Source organism: Paenibacillus silvae, from assembly GCF_014639235.1.
Lineage (GTDB): Bacteria > Bacillota > Bacilli > Paenibacillales > Paenibacillaceae > Paenibacillus > Paenibacillus silvae.
This window is the reverse complement of record NZ_BMFU01000001.1, coordinates 432,593-455,680: the sequence shown is the minus strand read 5'-3', so window position 1 is coordinate 455,680 and position 23,088 is coordinate 432,593. Positions and strand designations below refer to the sequence as shown.

Annotated in this window: 18 protein-coding genes; 15 read left to right on the top strand and 3 right to left on the bottom strand. The window is 47.1% G+C overall.

What is annotated here, in order from left to right; translation table 11 throughout:
* Positions 1–239: 239 nt before the first annotated feature.
* The gene (locus tag IEW26_RS02110; protein WP_188591124.1) at positions 240–851 is read right to left on the bottom strand and encodes a TVP38/TMEM64 family protein; all 612 of its coding nucleotides are present in this window, start codon (positions 849–851) and stop codon (positions 240–242) included.
* Between the two features lie 245 nt (positions 852–1,096).
* Here IEW26_RS02110 and IEW26_RS02105 point away from each other — a divergent pair, with 245 nt between their 5' ends.
* Together IEW26_RS02105 and yxiS are read left to right on the top strand one after the other, a co-directional pair.
* Entirely contained in the window at positions 1,097–2,035 is a 939-nt protein-coding gene (locus IEW26_RS02105; protein WP_188591123.1) for a Gfo/Idh/MocA family protein, read from the top strand.
* 91 nt (positions 2,036–2,126) lie between these two features.
* Positions 2,127–2,441: a protein YxiS gene (gene yxiS / locus IEW26_RS02100; protein ID WP_188591122.1), complete on the top strand. Its 315-nt coding sequence runs from the start codon at positions 2,127–2,129 to the stop codon at positions 2,439–2,441.
* A gap of 23 nt (positions 2,442–2,464) precedes the next feature.
* Here yxiS and IEW26_RS02095 read toward each other — a convergent pair whose 3' ends face one another.
* A complete protein-coding gene (locus IEW26_RS02095; RefSeq protein ID WP_145403950.1) occupies positions 2,465–3,283 on the bottom strand; it encodes an AraC family transcriptional regulator in 819 nt (272 codons plus the stop codon).
* A gap of 195 nt (positions 3,284–3,478) precedes the next feature.
* Between IEW26_RS02095 and IEW26_RS02090 the strand changes: the two genes are divergently transcribed.
* The 6 genes from IEW26_RS02090 to IEW26_RS02065 all read left to right on the top strand — a co-directional run bounded on the left by IEW26_RS02090 (position 3,479) and on the right by IEW26_RS02065 (position 9,159).
* Complete coding sequence (locus tag IEW26_RS02090) at positions 3,479–4,585, top strand: Gfo/Idh/MocA family protein (protein ID WP_188591121.1); 1,107 nt, start codon at positions 3,479–3,481, stop codon at positions 4,583–4,585.
* Between the two features lie 404 nt (positions 4,586–4,989).
* The gene (locus IEW26_RS02085; protein ID WP_188591120.1) at positions 4,990–5,958 is read left to right on the top strand and encodes a sugar phosphate isomerase/epimerase family protein; all 969 of its coding nucleotides are present in this window, start codon (positions 4,990–4,992) and stop codon (positions 5,956–5,958) included.
* Between the two features lie 24 nt (positions 5,959–5,982).
* Positions 5,983–6,711, top strand: a complete 729-nt coding sequence (locus IEW26_RS02080) for a ThuA domain-containing protein (protein ID WP_188591119.1) — start codon at positions 5,983–5,985, stop codon at positions 6,709–6,711.
* 324 nt (positions 6,712–7,035) lie between these two features.
* Positions 7,036–7,332 (top strand): winged helix-turn-helix transcriptional regulator, encoded by a 297-nt coding sequence (locus IEW26_RS02075; RefSeq protein WP_373288427.1) that lies wholly within the window; start codon positions 7,036–7,038, stop codon positions 7,330–7,332.
* A gap of 188 nt (positions 7,333–7,520) precedes the next feature.
* Positions 7,521–8,252 (top strand): hypothetical protein, encoded by a 732-nt coding sequence (locus IEW26_RS02070; RefSeq protein WP_188591118.1) that lies wholly within the window; start codon positions 7,521–7,523, stop codon positions 8,250–8,252.
* 190 nt (positions 8,253–8,442) lie between these two features.
* Positions 8,443–9,159 (top strand): hypothetical protein, encoded by a 717-nt coding sequence (locus IEW26_RS02065; protein ID WP_188591117.1) that lies wholly within the window; start codon positions 8,443–8,445, stop codon positions 9,157–9,159.
* A 157-nt stretch (positions 9,160–9,316) separates the two neighbouring features.
* Here IEW26_RS02065 and IEW26_RS02060 read toward each other — a convergent pair whose 3' ends face one another.
* Positions 9,317–10,033 (bottom strand): Crp/Fnr family transcriptional regulator, encoded by a 717-nt coding sequence (locus tag IEW26_RS02060; RefSeq protein ID WP_111271567.1) that lies wholly within the window; start codon positions 10,031–10,033, stop codon positions 9,317–9,319.
* Positions 10,034–10,472: 439 nt separating this feature from the next.
* On the opposite strand from IEW26_RS02060, the gene adhE reads away from it, so the two are divergent.
* The 7 genes from adhE to metG all read left to right on the top strand — a co-directional run bounded on the left by adhE (position 10,473) and on the right by metG (position 22,964).
* Positions 10,473–13,085, top strand: coding sequence for a bifunctional acetaldehyde-CoA/alcohol dehydrogenase (gene adhE, locus IEW26_RS02055; protein WP_111271566.1), 2,613 nt, complete (start codon positions 10,473–10,475; stop codon positions 13,083–13,085).
* 709 nt (positions 13,086–13,794) lie between these two features.
* Positions 13,795–16,053, top strand: a complete 2,259-nt coding sequence (gene pflB, locus IEW26_RS02050; protein ID WP_145403945.1) for a formate C-acetyltransferase — start codon at positions 13,795–13,797, stop codon at positions 16,051–16,053.
* A 79-nt stretch (positions 16,054–16,132) separates the two neighbouring features.
* The gene (gene pflA / locus IEW26_RS02045) at positions 16,133–16,885 is read left to right on the top strand and encodes a pyruvate formate-lyase-activating protein (RefSeq protein WP_184187952.1); all 753 of its coding nucleotides are present in this window, start codon (positions 16,133–16,135) and stop codon (positions 16,883–16,885) included.
* A 277-nt stretch (positions 16,886–17,162) separates the two neighbouring features.
* Positions 17,163–19,466 (top strand): stalk domain-containing protein, encoded by a 2,304-nt coding sequence (locus IEW26_RS02040; RefSeq protein WP_188591116.1) that lies wholly within the window; start codon positions 17,163–17,165, stop codon positions 19,464–19,466.
* Positions 19,467–19,808: 342 nt separating this feature from the next.
* Positions 19,809–20,279 carry a Fur family transcriptional regulator gene (locus tag IEW26_RS02035; protein ID WP_188591115.1) on the top strand — a complete coding sequence of 157 codons (471 nt, stop codon included), beginning with the start codon at positions 19,809–19,811 and terminating at the stop codon, positions 20,277–20,279.
* A gap of 2 nt (positions 20,280–20,281) precedes the next feature.
* On the top strand, positions 20,282–20,536 hold the full coding sequence (gene yidD, locus IEW26_RS02030) for a membrane protein insertion efficiency factor YidD (RefSeq protein ID WP_111269677.1): 255 nt from the start codon (positions 20,282–20,284) through the stop codon (positions 20,534–20,536).
* Positions 20,537–20,909: 373 nt separating this feature from the next.
* Positions 20,910–22,964 (top strand): methionine--tRNA ligase, encoded by a 2,055-nt coding sequence (gene metG / locus IEW26_RS02025; protein ID WP_188591114.1) that lies wholly within the window; start codon positions 20,910–20,912, stop codon positions 22,962–22,964.
* Positions 22,965–23,088: the final 124 nt, after the last annotated feature.

Below are 23,088 nucleotides of genomic sequence, written 5' to 3'. Positions count from 1 at the left end.
CATTTCTGACGAAGATGCGGTGCCCGTCACCCGAACTGCCAAGCTGCCTAAATACAGGTTGGTCACCTGGTAATCGGTCATACTCACTCTGTTCAGGTGCTGGCACCAGCCATCCCGTTATATTTTAAATTTTTAAATATAAATATTGGGCTTACTCTTCTATTATATCCCGAATGGTCAAGTCAACCAAGCAGGACAAGCGGCAAGCATGAATACGACTTGATGATTCCATCCGATGCTCAGGCCTTTTTGCGTGATCTGTAGCGAAACAGCAAAAGAACCATGGCCATAAGCACCATATATCCAGCCAGAATGGCGAGACTGAGCCAGATCGAGGAACCAGCTTGTGCACCTGCGTAGGCGAAAACAAAAATAGCAGGCATTTTGCCAATCGCGGTCGCCGCCATAAACACCCAAAAGGGCGTAAAGGTGATGCCTGCATAGATGTTAACAGCCATTTGTGGTACGACGGGCAGCAGTCTCATCGACATCACACCCATGAAGGGGTGCGCCTCCATCCAGGCTGTGAAACGATTCAAACCGCGAATGCGCTCCAGATAACCCCGGGCCTGCTGCCTGAACACAGTTCTTGCGCCTGCGTAGACCAGCATTGCTGCCAATGTCGTACCAAGCCAGCAAATCCACGCGGCCATGGTCATGCCGTAGCTGTATCCAAAAGCGATAATAATGACTTTGTACGGAATCACAGGGACGAGAGCAAACAAGGTTGCCAAGGCTAATAAAAGCGGAATGGACTGATGAACCTCTGTCCACGCCAGCAGTTCATATCTGTAAATAAACGTGACTCCGGCAAGTAAAACATACAGGAGGAGCCATAACCATTTTCGCAAAAGCCAAACGCTCCTTTCTGTTCAGACTGATCGGTGAGATAAAGCAGCGTCCAGTCTGCCGTATAACTTAGTTTACCATGCCGAGACGTTTCATGAACAATGTCATCATCTCAGAAAAGCAGCGAGGTGGCTTGTTGGCAAGAGGGATACAGAAAGGTTACACTATAGAACATGGATCGTTACTCGCTGGACTTGTGAATGAGGAAGGCTGACGAGCGAATTAAGCTGAAGGTGGAATGCTCATCATGGAAACAATCAAGCGTACCCGAATTGCCATCATCGGACTCGGAGGAATCGCACGTAAAGTATATTTGCCGCTGCTCACCGCTCATCCGGGTGTTGAGGTTGTTGGCATCATGAATCGCTCATCAGAGCCGGTAAAGGAAATGCAGCGAACGTACCGGATTGGGCAGGGAACAACCGATCTGAAAGAGCTGTTATCCTGGGATCTGGATGCGGTGTTTGTACATACAGCAACGGAAGCGCATTTCGAGATTGTGATGTCGTGTCTGGAACGGGGGCTGGCGGTATACGTAGACAAGCCGTTATCCTATACCATTAGAGAATCGGAAGAGATGACCGCATTTGCAGAGGCACAGGGATTGCTGCTCGCCGTTGGATTCAACCGCAGGTTTGCACCCATGTATCAAAAGGCAAAAGAGTGGATGCAAGGGGGAGCCGGTGTTGAAACACTAACCCTGACAAAGCATCGCACGGGCGTACAGGATCGTCCTGCCGCCGAGACTGTCTATGATGATCTCATTCACCTGCTGGACTTGATGTTATGGTACACCGATAATGATGCGGAGCTTTTGCACAAGCGGCTTCGTGTGGATGAGCATGGCAGACTGCTGCACGCGGCTGGAACAGCCAAGCAAGGGAAGACTGCGCTCGCACACTTTGATATGATTCGCGCAGCAGGTGCTGATCTGGAGAAGGTAGAGCTGCATGGCGGCGGAAGATCGGTGGAAGTAATGAATATGGATTCAGCTCATTATGCCGAGCAGGGTGGACGGGAATCCAGAGAAACGTTTGGCAGCTGGGATTCGGTGCTGGTGCGCAGAGGTTTTGCAGGTGCAGTTGATCATTTTCTTGCCTGTCTGGACACACCGGATGATTGTCTGATCAGTGCAAGTTATGTGATGGACAGCCATGAGCTGGCTGAGCGGCTGATCAAGGAATAACATAAATCGGAAGCGGACTACGAATAAGATGTTCAAAAATTTATCTTTTCGATAAAGTAAATGGAGTTTAAGCGAAGGAGTGCAATACAGCATGGATGAATATCAAAAGGAACGCAGTAAACAGATCGAAGAAGCTGTGATCGAGAGCTACAAGCAGGAAGAAGAGATGATGATTCTGGTCTTTGCCCAGTGGTGTGTGAATAACGGACTGGACCCGGAAGAGATGTATCGCCAGGCCTACCCGAAGCAACAGAGCAACGAGCGTTTGCAGCAGGTGCAGAAGCTGATTGTATCCAAAGAAGAGGCTGGAGATATTCCAGATGATACCGTGCTGGGTGTGCTGTCCATGTTTGGCAATGATGACCTCGCCATGGTGGTGTCCGAGGCCATCGCCGCGCGAAAATAAGCTGTATTATCCCATCCCGATCGCTACATCTGTTCCCGGTGAATCAGCCGGAACTCCTTCGGTGCCATGCCGAACCGGGAACGGAATACGCGGTGGAAATATGTATAGTTGTTGAAACCGGAGGATTCAGCGACCTGTTCGAGGGTCATAGGGCTGAAAATAATTCGTTCTCTCGCCATATTCAACCGCACATCCAGCGTATACTGCATAATGCTTTTGCCAAACGTTTCTTTGAATATGTGCACACCTCGCGACACGCTGATTCCCAGATGGGTTGCTACATCGTTCAGCTTGAACAGCGAAGAAGCGTTTTCCTCGATATAATTTTTGATTTCATAGGCTACATGATTGGTCTTGGTATTGGTCGGATGCTCCGAGAGCAAGCGGTCCACTTCAAGGCACAAAATCCGCATATAATAGCTCGAAATCTCGGGATAAGGATTGGAAAGGCGGCGCTGCTCCAGAATTAGCTGCCTGAACAGGGTTAGCAGGCTCTCGGACAATTCAACCTTGATCCGGGTTGGCCGTTTATGGCGTTTCCACCACTCATCCACCCAGGAACCATTGAAGAAGATATGATAGTCCCCACTCTCCACAAGTCGTTCCCCCATCGGGTTATACTCGTTATCTATTCGCAGCTCATAAGGCTCATCCGGGTCAAAAAGAAGCAGGTCTCCTGCGTCCACCATGGACATGGAGCCGTCAATACGAGCACGGCAGCGTCCATCCGTTTGCAGACGCATCAAATAATTTTTCACACCGTCCAGCTGCACCATGCTGTAGGGCTTGCGATGAAATGAAAAGCCAGCTGTAAGAACCTGGCAGGAAAAGTCTGTTGGCATAAGTCTACTCCTTGTGTGATTGCAAAAATTATGACCAGATAGTTCATGTTTCAATCATATTATTCATTTTAATTGAAGCGCAAACAGAATACCATAGATATAGAGTTGAGCAGCAATAATGATCCACAGTGCCAACAAGCATTTCAAACAGCTGAACATGCATTCTCACATGTGCGTAAGGAGATGAACATCGTTGTGGAGAAAATGAAAGCAGGCATCATCGGGTGTGGCAACATTAGTGCCATCTACCTGGAGAATCTCAAAACAAACCCATATATCGAGGTTGTGGCGGTCGCTGACCTGATTCGTGAGCGTGCTCAGGAGCGGGCAGATGAATTTAATATCGCAAACGTTTACAATGTAGATGAGTTGTTACAAAATAATGAGATTGAACTTGTGCTGAACCTTACGGTTCCTGGCAGTCATGCCATGACGGATCTGGCTGCACTGGAAGCAGGCAAACATGTGTATGCCGAGAAACCACTGGCTATTTCGCTGGAGGATGGACGCAAAGTGATTGAGCTTGCCGAGGAAAAGGGACTATATGTTGGCTCTGCGCCGGATACGTTCCTGGGCTCTGGCATTCAAACTGCTCGTAAAGCGATAGAAGAAGGTCTGATTGGCAAGCCGATTGCCGCAACTTCCTTCTTTATGGGCGGAGGGCCTGAGGCCTGGCATCCTGATCCCGAGTTTTTCTATGTGGCAGGAGGCGGGCCGATGTTTGACATGGGACCGTATTATTTGACGGCTCTCATCACTTTGCTAGGCTCGATTCGCCGGATCAGTGCATCAGCAGGCATTCAGATTGCGGATCGCAAAATCGGTTCAGGTCCGAAGGAAGGAACGGCGCTTCGCGTAGAAACACCGACCCATCTGGCTGGAACGATTGATTTTGCCGATGGAGCCATCGTGACGATGATTACAAGCTTTGATATCCGCGGGGCTTCCGATCTGCCGCGTATCGAAATCTACGGTACCGAAGGCACGCTTAGTGTGCCGGACCCTAACTTCTTTAATGGCGAAGTGAAGATTCGCCGTTATGGTCAAGACGTCTGGGAAACGGTGAAACCGGCATTCGAAAGCGGGCATAACGAGCGCGGCATCGGCGTGACCGAGATGGTACAGTCGATCCGGGCGGGACGCGAGCACAAGGCAAGCGGCAAACTGGCGTATCATGTGCTTGAGGCCATGCATGCCTTCCAGCGTTCTTCTCTTGAAGGCAAGCACATTCATCTGGAGAGCACCTATGACAGCGTTGTAACAACCGACCCTTCCGAAAATAAAACGGTAGAATCACATTAAATTTTCGGATAGAATCCTGCTTGTTTTTCCACAATAACTAAACAAGCAGAAGAACGGACAGCGTGATCATACAGAAAAATTGAACAGCGACAGGTTTGATAAACTATATAGTTTGAACGAATTATTTACACAGTAACGGAGAGGACAGAAAAAACCTGGAAAGCGAAGCTGAAAGCTTTCTGAAAGAAAGCTGCATCGGAAGCATTACCTTCGCCTTTATAACCTGATTTTCCCCTTAGGAAAAGTGAATCAAAAAAATCAGGGGATAACAGCGATTGAAAGGTTATTCTGACCTCGGAGTGCTTCGTGTAAAGATCTTTTGTTCAACATATATAGGAGCAAAACACAGCTATAGGAGCAAAACACAGCAAACATAAATTATCTAATTCTGGGAGGAATTGCACTTGAAACTCGGCGTGTTTTTGGTACTTTTCGGTGGACGTAAACTAGAGGATGCACTTGATTTTGTAGCTTCAAAAGGACTCAAAGCAGTAGAGATCGGAACAGGCGGACATCCGGGGAATGCCCACTGTAAGCCTGATGAATTGCTGAGCAACCCGCAAGCTCTGAAAAACTTCAAAAATGCAGTGGAATCCCGCGGCCTGACCATTAGCGCGCTCAGCTGCCATGGTAATCCGCTGCATCCGCAGAAGGACATTGCCAAAGGTTTCCACGATGACTTTGTAAAATCGGTGGAGCTGGCTGAGAAGCTGGAGGTGCCTGTTGTCAATACATTCTCCGGCTGCCCTGGTGACCATGAAGATGCGAAATATCCGAACTGGCCTGTTGCGCCTTGGCCGAATGATTTCCAGGAAGTGCTGAAATGGCAGTGGGAAAACAAAGTTATTCCTTACTGGACCGAGTGGGGTAAATTCGCTGCAGATCGCAATGTAAAAGTAGGTTTGGAGCTGCATGGCGGCTTCTCGGTGCATACACCAGCAACATTGTTAAGATTGCGTGAAGCAGCAGGTGAAGTCATTGGTGCCAACCTTGACCCAAGCCATATGTGGTGGCAAGGTATTGATCCGGTGCAGGCGATTCACATTCTGGGTCGCGAAAATGCAATCCATCACTTCCATGCCAAGGATACAACGATTGATCCGGTAAACGTGAACAGACACGGCGTAACGGATATGCAGGACTACACTAACATGCTGGATCGTGCTTGGCAGTTCCGCTCTGTAGGCTACGGACATGATAACAAAACGTGGGCTGATATTATGAGTGCTCTGCGTCTGGTTGGATATGATTATGTTGTAAGTATTGAACATGAAGACGGTTTGATGTCCGTGGAAGAAGGCTTCTCTAAAGCCGTACAAAATCTCCAGCAAGTATTAATTGAAGAGCCGCTGGGCGATATGTGGTGGGTTTAGAGCTATATTAGGGGGAAATTAAATATGATTAACGTCACCATTTGGAATGAATTTGTCCATGAGAAAATCCATGATGAAGTCAAAGAAGTTTATCCGGACGGTTTGCACCGTGCACTTGCTGACGGACTTGGCGGTGAAGGATTTGCAATACGTACAGCTACACTGGATCAGCATGAACACGGTCTGAGTGATGAAGTGCTGGATTCCACAGATGTGTTGATATGGTGGGGACATATGGCACATGATCGCGTAAGTGATGAGATTGTACAGAAGGTTACACAGCGTGTATTGAACGGTATGGGCATGATTGTGCTGCATTCAGGGCATTTCTCCAAGCCCTTCAAGGCGCTGATGGGAACAAGCTGTGATCTCAAGTGGCGTGTAGCAGATGAGCAGGAGATTGTATGGTGTGTCAATCCGTCCCACCCGATTGCTGAAGGCATCGAGGACAAGATTGTTCTGGAAAAAGAAGAAATGTACGGTGAGTTCTTCGATATTCCCGTGCCGGATGAGCTGATATTTGTCAGCAACTTCCAAGGTGGAGAGGTGTTCCGAAGCGGATGCACATTCCGCCGCGGTGAAGGTAAAATCTTTTATTTCCGTCCAGGCCACGAGACATACCCGACCTATTACCATCCCGAGATTTTAAAAGTGATCAGCAACGCTGTAAAGTGGGCTTATCCAGCCCGCAGCTTCAAGCCGCAATATGGCAAGAGTGAACCTGCAAGACCAATTGGTGGCGTGCTGGTCTAAGCCGCAGCAGTTTTATCCATGGACGATTTTTATAAAATGCCTGAAATAGCTCAAGAGCCCTTCTCCCGGTTGTAGTACTGTGGCAGAAGGGCTTTTTTTGGGTATTATAATCATAATGGTTGTTAAACGATTTTTTCCATGGTTACCTGACGCCACGTGTTGTATACTGAAGGTGTTAGTTCGAAGTCTCGCTTCTAAAATTTGAAGTTTTTTGAGGCAGGCGTTTTCTTTACAGTTTAAATATGTTATTATGAAATATACTAACAAAATGTAAGCAGATTGATCTCTAAAGAGGTGATGAAAGTGGAAGATCAAGATTTGCGGATGTGTCCGCGTTTTGAAACGGCGTTTTCTTTTTTGGGCAAACGTTGGAACGGTTTGATTATCCAGACATTAATGAGTGGTTCGAAGCGATTTAAGGACATCTCTAATCTGATTCCATCCATGAGTGACAAGATGTTGTCGGAACGGATGAAAGACCTGGAGAGCGAAGGTATTCTGGTGCGCCATGTGTATCCTGAAACACCTGTGAGAATTGAATATGAGCTGACCGAGAAGGGCAAAGCCTTGCAGCCTGTAATGAATCAGATTCAAGACTGGGCAGAGCATTGGGTTGAGTAAACCCGAGATATGCGGCCTGAAGCAAGCCAAAACAAAAACTCCTTGATTTCTTGGAATCAGGAGTTTTTTGTCTTTTGAAACCGTTGGAACGTGCTTTTTCTTGCGCCCCTGTGCACATGTTGTCATGAGATGTAGTATAATCTATAGAAAATGGCCGCAGGCGGCCGGAGCGAAGGAGGCCACTTGTCATGAGAGAAGAAAGCTTATCCCGTGAAATACGCTACGGCAAACAAGATATTGCGGAACTTGAGAGCGCATCCATTCAGGTTCATCTCATTTATCAGAAAACGGCGGAACTGTTCAGGCGCACAGCCAATTCACATGAGGACCAGGATAACCCCGCTCAAGCCGAGGATCATATGATCGATTTTACTGGCTTGGTGTCGTCTCCGGCAGTGCTGCAAAAGTGGATTCAGGCGCCTGGCGGCTGGAAATGTATCGGTTGTGAGCTGAGGGTACCGGATGGGAAGCGCGCTCATGAACAACAACAGCTCCTTAGCGATCGACTCTGTATGAAGGCAGCGAATGGTAAACGGGTGCAGATCGAGATGCTGATTCAGGCTGTCGTCTGGTCACAATATGAAAAAATTCGGATGCTCGCCCCATGGCTGGGCGACGAGCCATTCTATACGGCGGAGGAACTGGATGTCATTGCACGTTATATCGTGCCTACCTATTTCTCGGATCGCCCGTTTAATGAGCAGGGGAAGCTGTTCAAAATTCATCAGCCCTACGGATATATTCCGCTTTATCAGGAATACGTAGATGCCCCTTCCTGCTGTGTACAGGTTGATGGCGAGCTTCTGGAAGGCCGTTTGTTAACAGGTGTATTTGTATCAGAGACTCAATCTTTTGGACTCAATCCTTATCTGAAGGATGGGGACGGAGGCCGAACATATATGCAAGCTTTTGTACAATAATCAGTCTGATTCAAAAGCAGGACAAATGCTGGTATAGAGGGCCCTTTTCGTCGGGGCCTTTTTTGATTTGTCTGTTACAGGAGAAGGCTGGTAGAGAAAAGTAACGGCTTTGATACTGTTTTTTATGAAGGAATGTGCCATAATAGAGGTTATGGACAACAGGATAAATGATTTTACGCAGGGTGGTGTTATGATGAAGACAATTCCCGGTTACATAGGTCTATGTTTGCTTATACTCGCCGTTCTAACGGGCTGTACCCGAGAGCCGCAGCCTGCAGAGCAGCCAGTTGTGTCCGAGAAGGATTCGGCCAATACAATTACAGTTGCGATTGATGGAAGTACGTTTTTACCTGATGCGACCAAGTCCATCAAACGTGATTTCAGTGAAGGTCTGACGCTCAAAAAAGCACTGCTGAACAGCGGGCTGGTTGATTTTACGGCAGACGGCAAACGGATCCAATCCGTTGGAGAGGTTTCGCTGGATTCTTCCTTGACCTGGGCAGTGAAGCTGAATGGCAAGGACATTGAACAGGAAAACTGGGATATCGAGCTTCATGCCAAAGATGAAGTTACTATATATGTCAAAGCTGCTGATCGTGGTGGGGATGGAGTCGCATATCAGACAACCCTGCTGAAAGTGAGTGGTGGCAGCATCAAGCCGAATCTGAAAAGGCAATATGCCGGCATTTATGTACAGGAGTGCACGGTTCGTGACGTATTGAAATCGAGTGGTGTTGTGCGTATGTCGGAAAATAACAAATTTGTTGTTGCCGTAGAAAATGTTATCCCTGGTATGAATGAGCGCTGGGTTATTATGGTGAATGACAAGGAGCTAATGGAGAACGGTCTGGATATGAAATTAAGTCCGCGGGATGCAATAAAGCTCGAGCTGGCCAAAGTTTCCTGAATGAGCCTGACATATAAAATAAGCATGAAAAGCCCAACGGTGTTTAACCAGTTTGGGCTTTTTCTTGTGTAATTAAGCATTAAGCATTGAGTATTGAGTATGACAGCCAATTTGCCTAAACGCTTCGGTGAATTGCTTGAATACTTGATTTTTCGCATCAGATGCGGCAAATTTCATTCGGACACAGTTCGCAATGACAGATGCCCTGCAGCATTTTCAAGTCCTTAATGACAATCATGCCGTTGTCATATTCGAGCGCGTCTTTTTTACGAAGATCGCTGAGCATGCGGTTTACACTTTCACGGGTGGCGCCAATCATATTGGACAGGTCCGTGTGCGTAATTTTTTTATGAATAATCACATGATCTCCATGGGCTTCTCCATATGAATTCGATAGCCGGATCAGCGTAGAGCAGAGTGCCCCGGGTTTACCGTATAACATCAGATCACGGAATTTGGTTTGTGTCAGACGGTGGTGAATGCCCATCCATTTCATAAAATCAATGGCAAAGTCACAATGCTGGCAGATCAGCATTTCCAGGTCCTTGTGCTCCAGCACACCAATCTCGCTGTCCTCCAGCACTTCTGCCGAAAAGCTGTGTCTGGAACCAAAGAAGGGATCAGCCTGCCCGATCATATCACCAGTTTGATACATGTACATGATCAGTTCTTTACCTTCGTCGGTGGATTTGGTAATCTGGGCACGCCCCCGTTTCATATAATAAAGCTTGTCGGAGACGTCACCTTCCCAGTAGAGGTGTGTTCCTTCCGGGTAAGTACGGTCCTTCATTGTGACGAGCAAATGATTGAAATTGACTTCCGAGAAACAGCTGGTGTTACCGCGTTTTTCCAGTACGTTTGTTAAATCTCCCATACGTTGCTCTCCCCTTTGTATCCATCGGACGGCTATCCTTTAATAAAAAACAGCCCCGTGGTTTGCCGCAAGCTGTGCCATCCTGATCTGGTCATCTCGGCCGTGTGGAGGTACGGTACAAATTGCGGTGGTTCAATTTTTAAGTTCAGTATATACCTAATCTTCGGGTTTGAGTGGCATGGAAAGCCTGTAAAAATGGCGAAATTTCAAACATTGTGATTAAATTCACTTTCGAAAGGGAAGTATGAGTCTGACAGCACTATATTTAAAATAAGAAGCAAAATAGCAAGGGAAGAGGGCTTGCCGAAGGCTGTTAAAAACTTAAATAAAATTTGTTATACTTTGTGAAAAAAATCACATATTTATTCTTTTACGCATGATACGATGGGCATGTAAAGAAGAGAGACAAACAATACGAACCTTTAGGAGGATGAGGGAGATGGCTGTGAAGAATGAGGTCGCCCCAGTAAAAGAACCGACAGCAGGTCAGTATATTCAAACGTTAATTGACAAAGCAAACAAAGCACATGCAGCATTCATGTCCATGGATCAGGAACAAATTGACCGGATTGTGCAGGCGATGGCGCTTGCGGGACTGGATAAACATATGCTGCTCGCCAAAATGGCCGTTGAGGAAACAGGCCGCGGTGTTTATGAAGATAAAATCACTAAAAATATTTTTGCAACGGAATACATCTATAATAGCATTAAATACGAAAAAACAGTAGGTGTCATTGAAGATAACGAGTACGACAGCTTTCAGAAGATTGCGGAACCCGTCGGTATCATTATGGGGATTACACCGGTAACCAATCCAACGTCAACGACGATGTTCAAAGCATTGATTGCGATTAAAACACGTAACCCGATCATCTTTGGTTTCCACCCATCTGCACAGAATTGCAGCCGCGAGGCGGCAAAAATCTTGCTCGAAGCTGCTGTGAAGCACGGAGCTCCGGCTGACTGTATCCAGTGGATCGACGATCCATCCATGGACCGCACCAACGCACTCATGAATCACAATGATGTAGCGCTCATCCTGGCAACAGGTGGATCAGGAATGGTTCGTGCAGCGTACAGCTGTGGTAAACCGGCACTTGGCGTAGGACCTGGTAACGTACCATGCTTTATTGAGAAAAGTGCAGATATCAATCAGGCGGTAACGGATTTGATTCTGTCGAAATCTTTTGATAACGGAATGATCTGTGCATCTGAACAAGCGGTAATCATTGAAGAGCCGATCTTTGATCAAGTGAAAAAGAAAATGATTGCCAACGGCTGTTACTTCGTAAACAAGGATGAAGCGGCCAAATTGACAGCAGGTGCAATCAACGCAGAGAAATGTGCGGTTAATCCGGCAATTGTAGGTCAGTCCGCTGTGAACATTGCAAAAATGTGCGGAATTGAAGTGCCGGCAGGTACTAAAATTCTGGTAGCCGAGATTGAAGGCGTGGGCACAAAATTCCCGTTATCTGCTGAGAAATTAAGCCCGGTGCTCGCTTGTTACAAAGTAAAAACAGCGAAAGACGGGATCGAGCGTGCAGCAGAAGTGGTCGCGTTTGGTGGTATGGGTCACTCCTCCGTTATTCACTCGAACAATGAAGAAGTGATCAACAAATTTGCAGATCGTCTGCAAACAGGACGGATTATCGTGAATTCCCCATCCACACACGGAGCGATCGGTGATATCTACAATACCAATATGCCATCATTGACTCTTGGATGCGGATCGTATGGACGTAACTCAACTTCTTCGAACGTTACAGCTGTGAACTTAATCAACGTGAAAAGGGTGGCTCGCCGTACCGTGAATATGCAATGGTTCAAAGTACCGAACAAAGTTTACTTCGAAAAAGGCGCAACACAATATCTTGCCAAAATGCCGGATATTACTCGCGTAGCGATCATTACCGATGCCATGATGGTCAAACTTGGTTATGTGGAAAAAGTAGAGCACTATCTGCGTCAGCGTCAAACACCGGTTGCCATCGAAGTATTCTCTGAAGTTGAGCCAGATCCATCCACAACAACAGTAGATCGTGGTAAAGCGATGATGGATCGCTTCCAGCCTGACTGCATTATTGCACTCGGCGGCGGATCTCCAATGGATGCTGCCAAAGCGATGTGGCTATTCTATGAATATCCGGATACAGACTTCAACAACCTGAAACAAAAATTTATGGATATCCGCAAACGGATCTACAAATATCCTAAACTCGGCATCAAAGCGAAATTTGTCGCGATCCCGACCACATCAGGCACAGGTTCTGAAGTTACATCGTTCGCAGTTATTACAGATAAAGAGCAAGGTAATACCAAATATCCGCTGGCTGACTATGAGCTGACACCGGACGTAGCGATTGTGGACCCGGAATTCGTATACAGCTTGCCAAAAACAGCAGTAGCTGATACAGGGATGGACGTCCTGACTCACGCCATCGAAGCCTATGTATCCGTAATGGCGAATGATTACACAGACGGCCTGGCCATCAAAGCCATTCAACTGGTGTTCCAATATCTGGAGCAATCAGCACTGCAAGGGGATAAACTGGCTCGCGAAAAAATGCATAATGCTTCGACCATTGCCGGTATGGCCTTTGCCAACGCATTCCTGGGAATTAACCACAGCTTGGCGCACAAATGGGGCGGTCAGTACCACACCGCACACGGTCGTACAAATGCAATCCTGATGCCACACGTGATTCGCTACAATGCGAAAAAACCGACGAAGTTTGCATCGTTCCCGAAATATTCGCACTTCGTAGCTGATGAGCGTTACGCTGAAATCGCACGTATTCTCGGATTGCCGGCTCGCACAACGGAAGAGGGCGTAAACAGCCTGATCAAAGCGATTCGTGATCTGAACAAAAAACTGGGCATTGAGGAATCATTCCAGGAGATCGGATTTGACGCCAAAGACTTCGAAGCACATGTTGACTATCTGGCAGATCGTGCATTCGAAGACCAATGTACAACAGCGAATCCAAAACTGCCGCTGGTGACTGAGCTGGCTGACGTATACCGCAACGCATTTTACGGCAAGTTTGAATAACAAGCAGCATAAATAACATCAACCACTAAGGTTGAGGCAATTGTACAGGGTTCCCCAGGCTGGGGAGCCCCGATTGCCGTATCGTCGCCAAAGGGTTAGAGAAGCAGGAAAGGAGGTGGGAAAGGGGAAGGTGCCCCCACAAAAAATGGGCAGAAAAACGGAGAGGCGAAGCGTCCGTTTTTCAGAAACCTAATTCAAATCCTGGGTTGCCCCAAGCATGGCGGAGCAATGGTTCCTAAAAACAGGTAGGAACGGAAGGGGGAGGTGGCTGTTTGCACAATAGAGGTTCACACGTTAACGGAGCGGGCAGGACAAACGGAAGAAGCGGAGCGTTCGCCTTTATCCCCGGATTTTCACTTTGGAAAAAGTGAATCGAAAAAATCCGGGGATAACAGCGATCTGAAGTTGTTCTGCCCGCGGAGTGGCCTAGTGTGAACTCAGCTCCAACCTATGTGCAATGAAGACAACGCCCAGCCAGAGTGACGTATATTGCTGGCTTTGTGACAAAAATCACAGATGGTGAAAGCACCAAGACGTATACTGAGAATGTAAGAAAAACATTCATTCCGCGGTTCCGGTTCCCAACTAGAGAGAACGTGTTCCGGCTCATGTGAAACAATTCACATCAATCGCGGATCTGGACATCTGATGATACGTGTACTGCAGCAATGTGATGTGTCCAGAAATCCAAAAAAGCGGAGGGATTAAGATGTCGGTGATCGAAAAAGATGTCAAACAACAAACAGGCTGGAGAAACTTTACTAAAGGAACTTGGACCAAGACCGTAGATGTGAATGATTTTCTGGTGCACAACCTGTCTCCTTATTACGGGGATGAGTCTTTCCTCGCAGGTGCTACACAGAATACCAAAGAATTGTGGGATATCGTATCCGATTTAACCAAAAAAGAACGGGACAATGGCGGAGTGCTTGATGTGGATGTGAATACCCCTTCAACGATTACTTCTCATCAACCGGGTTATCTGGATCAGTCCAAAGAGCAGATTGTCGGTGTGCAAACAGACGCACCATTCAAACGTTCCATACAGCCATTCGGCGGAATTCGTATGATGATTGACGCATGTGAAGCATACGGTTTTGAAATGCCTCAAGGTGTCATTGATATATTTACCAACATTCGCAAAACGCATAACCAGGGTGTATTTGACGCTTACACTTCAGAGATGCGTGCAGCACGCAAAGCGGGCATCATTACAGGTCTGCCGGATGCTTACGGCCGCGGCCGGATTATCGGTGACTATCGCCGGGTTGCTTTGTACGGGGTAGATTTCCTGATTCGTCACAAAAAAGGTGAGCTCAACGCACTTGAAGTGGATGTTATTGATGAAGATGTGATTCGTCTTCGCGAAGAATTGTCTGAACAGATTCGTGCATTGCAAGAACTGAAACAACTGGGCGAAATGCACGGCTTCGATATTTCCTTGCCAGCAACAACAGCAAAAGAAGCATTCCAATGGTTGTATTTCGGTTACCTCGCAGCCATCAAAGAACAGAACGGTGCGGCGATGTCCCTTGGACGTGTGTCTTCCTTCCTGGATATCTACATTGAACGTGACCTGCAAGAAGGTGTGCTGACAGAAGAACAGGCTCAAGAGCTGGTGGACCACTTTGTTATGAAATTGCGGATTGTCAAATTCCTGCGTACACCGGATTACAACGAATTGTTCAGTGGTGACCCAACATGGGTAACCGAGTCCATCGGGGGAATGTCCGTTAATGGTGAAACACGCGTAACCAAAAACAGCTTCCGCTTCCTGCACACACTGCACAATCTGGGCCCTGCACCAGAGCCGAACCTGACTGTACTGTGGTCTACCAAACTGCCGGAAGCCTTCAAGGATTACTGCAGTAAAGTATCCATTGAAACCAGCTCCATTCAGTATGAGAATGATGATCTGATGCGTCCGATCTATGGTGACGATTATGGTATTGCATGCTGTGTATCCGCGATGAAGATCGGTAAACAAATGCAGTTCTTCGGTGCACGTGCCAACTTGGCCAAAGCTTTGCTGTACGCAATCAACGGTGGACGTGATGAAAAATCAGGAGCACAGGTTGGTCCAGAGTACCCTGCCATTACAAGTGAAGTGCTGGATTATAACGAAGTAATGAAACGCTTCAAACCGATGATGGAGTGGCTGGCTAAACTGTACATGAACACACTGAATGTGATCCACTACATGCATGATAAATACAGCTACGAACGGATCGAAATGGCACTTCATGACCGTGACATTTTGCGCACGATGGCTTGCGGTATTGCCGGACTCTCGGTTGCGGCCGACTCACTCAGTGCAATCAAATATGCCAAAGTTAAACCGATCCGCAACGAACAAGGCATCGCGGTTGACTTTGAAATTGAAGGTGAATTCCCTTGCTACGGTAACAACGATGACAGTGTAGACAGCATTGCCGTTGAGCTGGTTGAATCCTTCATGGGTATGATTCGCAAACACAAAGCCTATCGTAATGCAATGCCAACACAATCCGTACTGACCATTACTTCCAATGTGGTGTACGGTAAGAAAACAGGAACAACACCAGATGGACGTAAAGCAGGCGAACCGTTTGCACCAGGGGCAAACCCGATGCATGGTCGGGACAAAAAAGGTGCACTGGCATCTCTGGGTTCTGTAGCGAAACTGCCTTATGAACACAGCCTGGACGGTATCTCCAACACCTTCTCCATCGTGCCAAAAGCACTGGGTAAAGAAGATGCAGCGCGTAAATCCAATCTGACAGCCATGATGGATGGATACTTTGGTCAAAATGCGCATCACCTCAACGTAAACGTATTTGATCGTCAGCAGTTGATTGATGCAATGGATCATCCGGAAAATTATCCGCAACTGACCGTACGGGTGTCCGGTTACGCAGTTAACTTCATTAAACTGACACGCGAGCAACAGCTTGATGTCATTAACCGTACATTCCACGGTTCGATGTAAGCTGACACAGTATACAGAAGTATTTTATCTTTAAAATAAAAACGCATGGCGGATGCGGGTACAGAAAGGAAGAGGCAGCATGGTTAAAGGACATATTCATTCACTCGAAACTTTCGGGACGGTTGACGGCCCTGGCATCCGCTTTGTGCTTTTTATGCAAGGATGCCTGCTCAAATGCCAGTATTGTCATAATCCTGACACATGGGCACTGGATGGCGGGAAAGAGATGAGCTTGGAGGAGGTACTGGCTGAGATTGAGCCGTATCTGACCTATTACCGCAGCTCGGGCGGGGGACTTACCGTTTCTGGCGGTGAACCAACTCTCCAGGCACACTTTGTTGCAGATGTGTTCAAAGAGGTTAAACGTCGCTGGGGACTTCATACTACGCTGGACAGCAACGGCTTCAATGAACCGGATCGAATTCATGAGCTGCTGGATAACACAGACCTTGTATTGCTGGACTTGAAACATATTGATGATGAGAAGCATATCAAGCTGACGGGTAAATCGAATGAACGTACATTAAATACAGCAAGATGGTTATCTGAACATGGCCGCAAAATGTGGATCAGACATGTATATGTGCCTGGCATTCATGATCAGGAGCAGGACCTGCTGGACCTGGGACGTTTTATAGGTACACTGAATGGCGTGGAGAAATTTGAAATTCTCCCTTATCATCAGATGGGAATATACAAATGGGAAGCACTGGGCAAGGTCTATCCGCTGGATGGCGTGCCTTCCCCTACGGAAGAAGAAGTGGAACGGGCATACCGCTTGATTGAGCAAGGGCGTGCGGAAACAGCAGGTGTAACTTGCTCAGGGAATTAAGCAGAACTTGTAATATTTATGGCTTGAACACATGCTACCAAGCAGCCTTTACGAACATCGTTTCGTGAGGGCTGCTTTTATTTGTGTGCTTATCTATATCGAAGATGGGAGCTTGTTCATTTTAACAGATAACTATTTTCATAGTTTTCACTTCTATCATAAAATTTACAATTGTAATTTAATCTTTTTAGCAACTTTTCCCGTTTCTGAGCGTCTAATCATATGACTTTTAGAGGGGATATTAATAAATGGGAGCAGAAGGAGCCAAAGACAAAGAATGAATTTGAAGAAGAAATTGTCCATACTTACCGCTTTTGCTGTTTTTCAGGCCTTTGCAGTTATTCCTGCAAATGCACAAGCAGCTGAATCAAACGAAACGACACCAGTGAATACCGCTAAAGTGAAATCCGTGGAGGTTGTAAAAAAAGAACAGCCGATTGCCGAATCCGAAGTGAAATCTGGCACAGCATCGGAACAAACAACCAATCCATCGACAAACGCAACAAGCAACACACAACCTGCTGACAATGAAAGCACAATAAAAACAGAAACAAAACCGGAAACATCGGTTCCTTCTGCAACAGAAGCTACGCCTGGGACACCTGAAACCGGAGCTGGCGAAGAGCAGGGAACAACCGGAGAAAGTGCTTCACCTGTGCCTGCTGAAATGGAGCAGCCAACGACAGGAACAACTTCCGCAGCTGCAAGCTCGGGCGGAGACCTGACTTTGTACATGAACAGCAATAAAATGGTTCAGGATGGCAAGACTTACCTGGCTGGACAGCCAATGGCCGTGAAAAATGGTGTATCATATGTAGCTATTCGCGCATTGGTAGACCGGGTAGGTTACGACGTGAAGTATGATAATAAAACCAAAGAAACCATTATTATAAGTGGTACGGATGAGCTTCGTTTCAAAACGAACAGCAATGTGTACACCGTCAACGGTCAATCCAGAACGATGAAAGGTCCTGCTTACCAGGAAAAAAATACGTTCATGATTCCACTGACGTCAATCACCCAAGCATTGAATATCACGTATACCGTTAATCAGTCGGCCAAAACGGTTGTATTGAAGCTTAACACCAAGCCGGTTGCCAGCTTTACGGTTCAGAATGAAATTTTTGCAGGGGATCAGGTCATCTATACAACGAAAAGCAGTTCTCCGAGCGGCTTGCCCATCGTCAATGAGCAGTGGACAGGACGTCAGGATTCCTTTGATCAGCCTGGAATATACACGGTAACTTACACAGTGCAGGATTCCAGCGGTAAGTGGAGTAACCCGTTCACCCTGACGATTAAAGTCGAGCGTCCTAACCTTCCGCCGGTTGCGATGTTTACAACGGATAAGGAAGAATACAAAATGGGTGAAAAAATCACCTATATTGACCAAAGCACGGATGATGAAAATGCCATCGAAAAAAGAGAGTGGGATAACAACTCACTTGCCTTTTTTATCCCGGGACCCAAGACGGTATCTCTTACCGTTACAGACAAACACGGTCTGAGTGATACCTACACTAAAACTATCTTGATTACAGGTGAAACGCTCTACACGATGTCCGATTTCAATCAATTGTTCACACCTGTAGGCGACAAATTCACCTTTAATGGCGGAGAAGTGCCAGCAATGGAAAAAGTGCCATTTACGTACACGGATGAGCCAAGCCTGCTTATTCGCAGTAACAGCCCTGAAACCGTTAATCAGGAAGGCATCGTATACAAGGAATCTTCCTCTGGACAGACACGTTTCATGATTCACCATGTCAACAATACAGGTAAAAGAGTAAAAATGTATGTTATTGCAACAAATAACAATCCGTATACAGCAGTATTCGAACAACAAAACATGGGCTTTGCAGGACCTACCCCTTTCGCTACAGTAGCGGGTAAATTGTCCATTGATAAATGGTTCAAGTCCATGCAAACAGGTACAGATCAGAAGACCATCTACATCCAGCCTGGTGAGAGCAAGTTGATCCTGACTGAGTTGAGCGCTATTCCGATGAAAGAAGGACAAGTCATCTCCCTGTATTCTGATACTTTCAGTGACTATATTCTTGATTACAACATCGTGATGATAGAAGAGAACAAGGACCCGATGGCTGTGTTGTCATCTTTGCCTGTTCTGGATCGCGACGGCGTTCATAACCGTGGAACCTACCCGAATGCAACCCGGATCATTACGTATGATCAGGAGGTAGGTTCGAAGCCTGCACGTCTTCCATTAGGAGATGATGCAAGTGATCCAAACCTTGACGGTACAGATCCGATGGCCTTCACTATCGCTTCTAACGCCGGTAACTTCGGTGTGCTTTACAAAATCACGCTGAACAACGTTGCTCCGCGTACGCTGATTTCGTTTAATCCCCGTGGAGGCAAGTATTATGGCTCCGCACTGGTTAATGGACAACTGGTACAGCTGTCGAACGACAGCCGCTCCCTGAGTGCTCCAAACGAGCAAGGTGTACTGTATCGCACAGGTTCTTATGGTGAGAGTGTGACGATTATTTTCTCCGCTGCGCCAGGAAGTAACTTGCCGGTCAACCTTTTGTTCACGCCACTGCCGGCTGAAAAATAATGTACGTCTGAGCTAATATACGACAAAGCAATTATGTACGGTTTGGAGTGAAAGCTTATATTAGATATACCCGTTCACCCCAAAAGTCGCCAAAACGATTAAATGAACCATCTTCTGAATCGTCAAGAGAGGACTCCATTAGAATGGGGTTCTTTCTTTATTAAACGAATCCGAGCATGCGGGAGAACTGTACGCCCTGATTGTACACCTTCGTTGACTATAGACTTCATTTCATGCATTATTAGAGGTATACAATCAGGATAGAGGCAGCAAAGCTTTTGCCAGATACTGTCGCATGATGAAGAATGCAAAATGTTTGTATGACAGGAGGTGCTTTAAATCATGCTGTCGACAGAACAGATTATAACCACCATGTCCTCACAGGGACTTCGCATAACCGATCAGCGTAAGACACTCGCACGGTTATTTGCTGAATCTCCGGGGTATCTTACTCCCAAGGACGTCTATGAATATATGGGCAAGACCTACAGTGGATTAAGCTTTGATACGGTGTACCGTAACCTGCGTGTAATGCAGGAGCTTGGTGTACTGGAGCAAGTGATTTTTGAGGATGGCGTGAAATTCAAGGCGCATTGCAGCGAAGACCACCATCATCATCACATGATTTGTCTGAAGTGTCAGAAGACATATCCCATCGTATTTTGCCCCATGCAGCTTGCCGATGCTCCAGATCAATTCCAGATCGTGGATCACAAGTTTGAAGTGTTCGGATATTGTAAGGATTGTGCGGAGCATGTTCCGGCGAAGAAAGCTTCTGCCCATCAGCATGCGCACAGTCACGGGAAGAATTAACGATGAAACTTTCACGTAGAATCATGCAGGCCCCGATACGGGTGTATCGCAGCTATATTTCTCCTTTAAAGCCGCCAACATGCCGTTTTTACCCGACATGTTCGGCGTATGCGATGGAGGCGATTGAAGTGCACGGTGCATTCAAGGGTTCACTACTCGCTGCGAAGCGAATTGCGAAATGCCATCCGTTCCACCCCGGCGGCGTAGATCTGGTACCGCCCAAAGCGGAGAAGAAAATCGCAGCTTCAGAGCAGTAATGTCTGCCTGGCAGCCAGAGCCCTTGACAATCAGGGCGGCAATTCAGTATATTTTTTGTATATGAATTTCCAGTGAAGGGATAAGTACAGACACACCCCCAGTGCAGAGAGCCGGATTAGCTGAGAACCGGTCTGGGAGGAGGATGGAAGATGGTCCCGGAGGAACCTCTTTCGAGCGTGCAATCAGCGTATGCTGTTGTCGTAAGGCTGAGGCGTGATCCAGCGTTAATGGGCGGTCGAAGGACCGGAAGAGCCTGCGTTTTGTGAGAAATGCGGGGAATTTGGGTGGTAACACGTGAGAGATACTCTCGTCCCATAGGGACGGGAGTTTTTTTGTGTTCATTTACAGGCTGAAATTTTTACAAGTTGGTACATGCAACACATCTCAGAACATTTGAAGGAGGAGAAGTCATTCATGACGGACCAAAAAACATTTTATTTGACAACACCGATTTATTATCCAAGCGATAAGCTGCATATCGGGCATGCGTATACAACAGTAGCCGGGGATGCAATGTCCCGCTATAAACGTCTGCGCGGTTATGAAGTGCGTTACTTGACCGGAACAGATGAGCATGGACAGAAGATCGAACGCAAGGCTCAAGAGAAAGGGCTGTCACCGCAGGCTTTTATCGATGAGATTGTGGCAGGCATCAAGGATCTGTGGAACAAGCTGGATATTTCCAATGATGACTTTATTCGTACAACTGAAGAGCGGCACAAAACGGTTGTTCAGGATATCTTTGACCGTTTGCTGAAGCAGGGAGATATCTACAAAGGTGAGTACGAGGGCTGGTATAGCATCCCGGATGAGACGTATTATACGGAGACACAGCTGGTGGATGTGGAGAAAAATGAAAAGGGCGAAATTATCTCGGCCAAAAGTCCGGACAGCGGACACCCGGTTGAACTCGTCAAAGAAGAATCATACTTCTTCCGCATGAGCAAATATGCAGACCGTCTGCTTCAATATTATGAAGAAAACCCTGGCTTCATTCAGCCGGAGTCTCGCAAAAACGAGATGATCAACAACTTTATCAAGCCGGGTCTGGAGGACCTTGCGGTTTCCCGTACTACATTTGAGTGGGGCGTCAAAGTTAAAGGTGATCCCAAACACGTCGTTTACGTTTGGATTGACGCTTTGTCCAACTACATTACAGCACTTGGCTACGGTTCTTCCGATGCGTCGCTGTATGACAAGTTCTGGCCTGCTGACGTTCATCTGGTGGGTAAAGAGATCGTTCGTTTCCATACGATCTATTGGCCGATCATGCTGATGGCACTGGACTTGCCGCTGCCGAAAAAAGTATTTGCGCATGGCTGGCTTTTGATGAAGGATGGCAAAATGTCCAAATCCAAAGGCAACGTTGTTGATCCGGTGACTCTGATTGACCGTTACGGCCTCGATGCACTGCGTTATTATCTGCTTCGGGAAGTACCGTTTGGTTCAGATGGTACGTTCACACCGGAAAGCTTTGTAGAGCGTGTGAATTCCGACCTGGCGAATGACCTGGGGAACCTGCTGAACCGTACGGTGGCTATGGTGGATAAATACTTTGAAGGTAAAGCTCCTGCGTTTGCCTCCAACGTCACTGCATTTGATGCATCATTGGAAGAAGCGGGCCATGCAACTGTGGAAAAAGTAGAGCAGGCAATGGAGAACCTGCAGTTCTCCGTGGCGCTTACGGCAATCAGTCAATTTGTAAGCCGCAGCAACAAATATATTGACGAGACACAACCGTGGGCTCTCGCTCGTGATGAAGCCAAACGTGATGAGCTCGCATCCGTTATGTCTCATTTAATCGAAAGCTTGCGTATTGCCTCCATTTTGCTGCAGCCGTTCCTGACACGTGCACCGCGCAAAATCTGGGAACAGCTGGGCATTCAGGAAGGGGAACTTACGTCCTGGGATTCAGCGAAGCAGTGGGGCATCATTCCTGCCGGAAATGCGCTGCATAAAGGTGACCCGATCTTCCCACGTCTGGATGCAGAACAGGAGATTGCCTACATCTCTGAGGCGATGACAGGTGGACAAAAGGCTGCACAAGCCGATGGAAGTCAAGCAGAAGCTCCAGCTGAACCTGTCGCTGCACCAGAGGGTAAGGAAGAGATCGGCATTGACGATTTTGCCAAAGTGGAGCTGCGTGTAGCCCAGGTTATTGCATGTGAACCCGTCAAAAAGGCAGATAAGCTGCTGAAGCTGCAGCTCGACCTTGGTTATGAGAAGCGCCAGGTTGTATCGGGTATTGCGAAGTTTTATTCGCCTGAAGAGATGGTTGGCCGTAAGGTCATCTGTGTGACTAACCTTAAACCGGTGAAGCTGCGTGGAGAGCTGTCTCAAGGCATGATTTTGGCAGCATCACACGGGGATCAACTGACGCTTGCTACCGTACCAGACAGCATGCCTAATGGCGCGCAGGTGAAATAATAAAGTCACACCCCACGATACCTTGCACAATCGTACGAAGATTGTCACAAGTTCGATAGAAGAGTGGTCCGAAGAGATTCGGGCCACTTTTTTTATGATCCAAAACAGAGATAAGAGGTAGAGA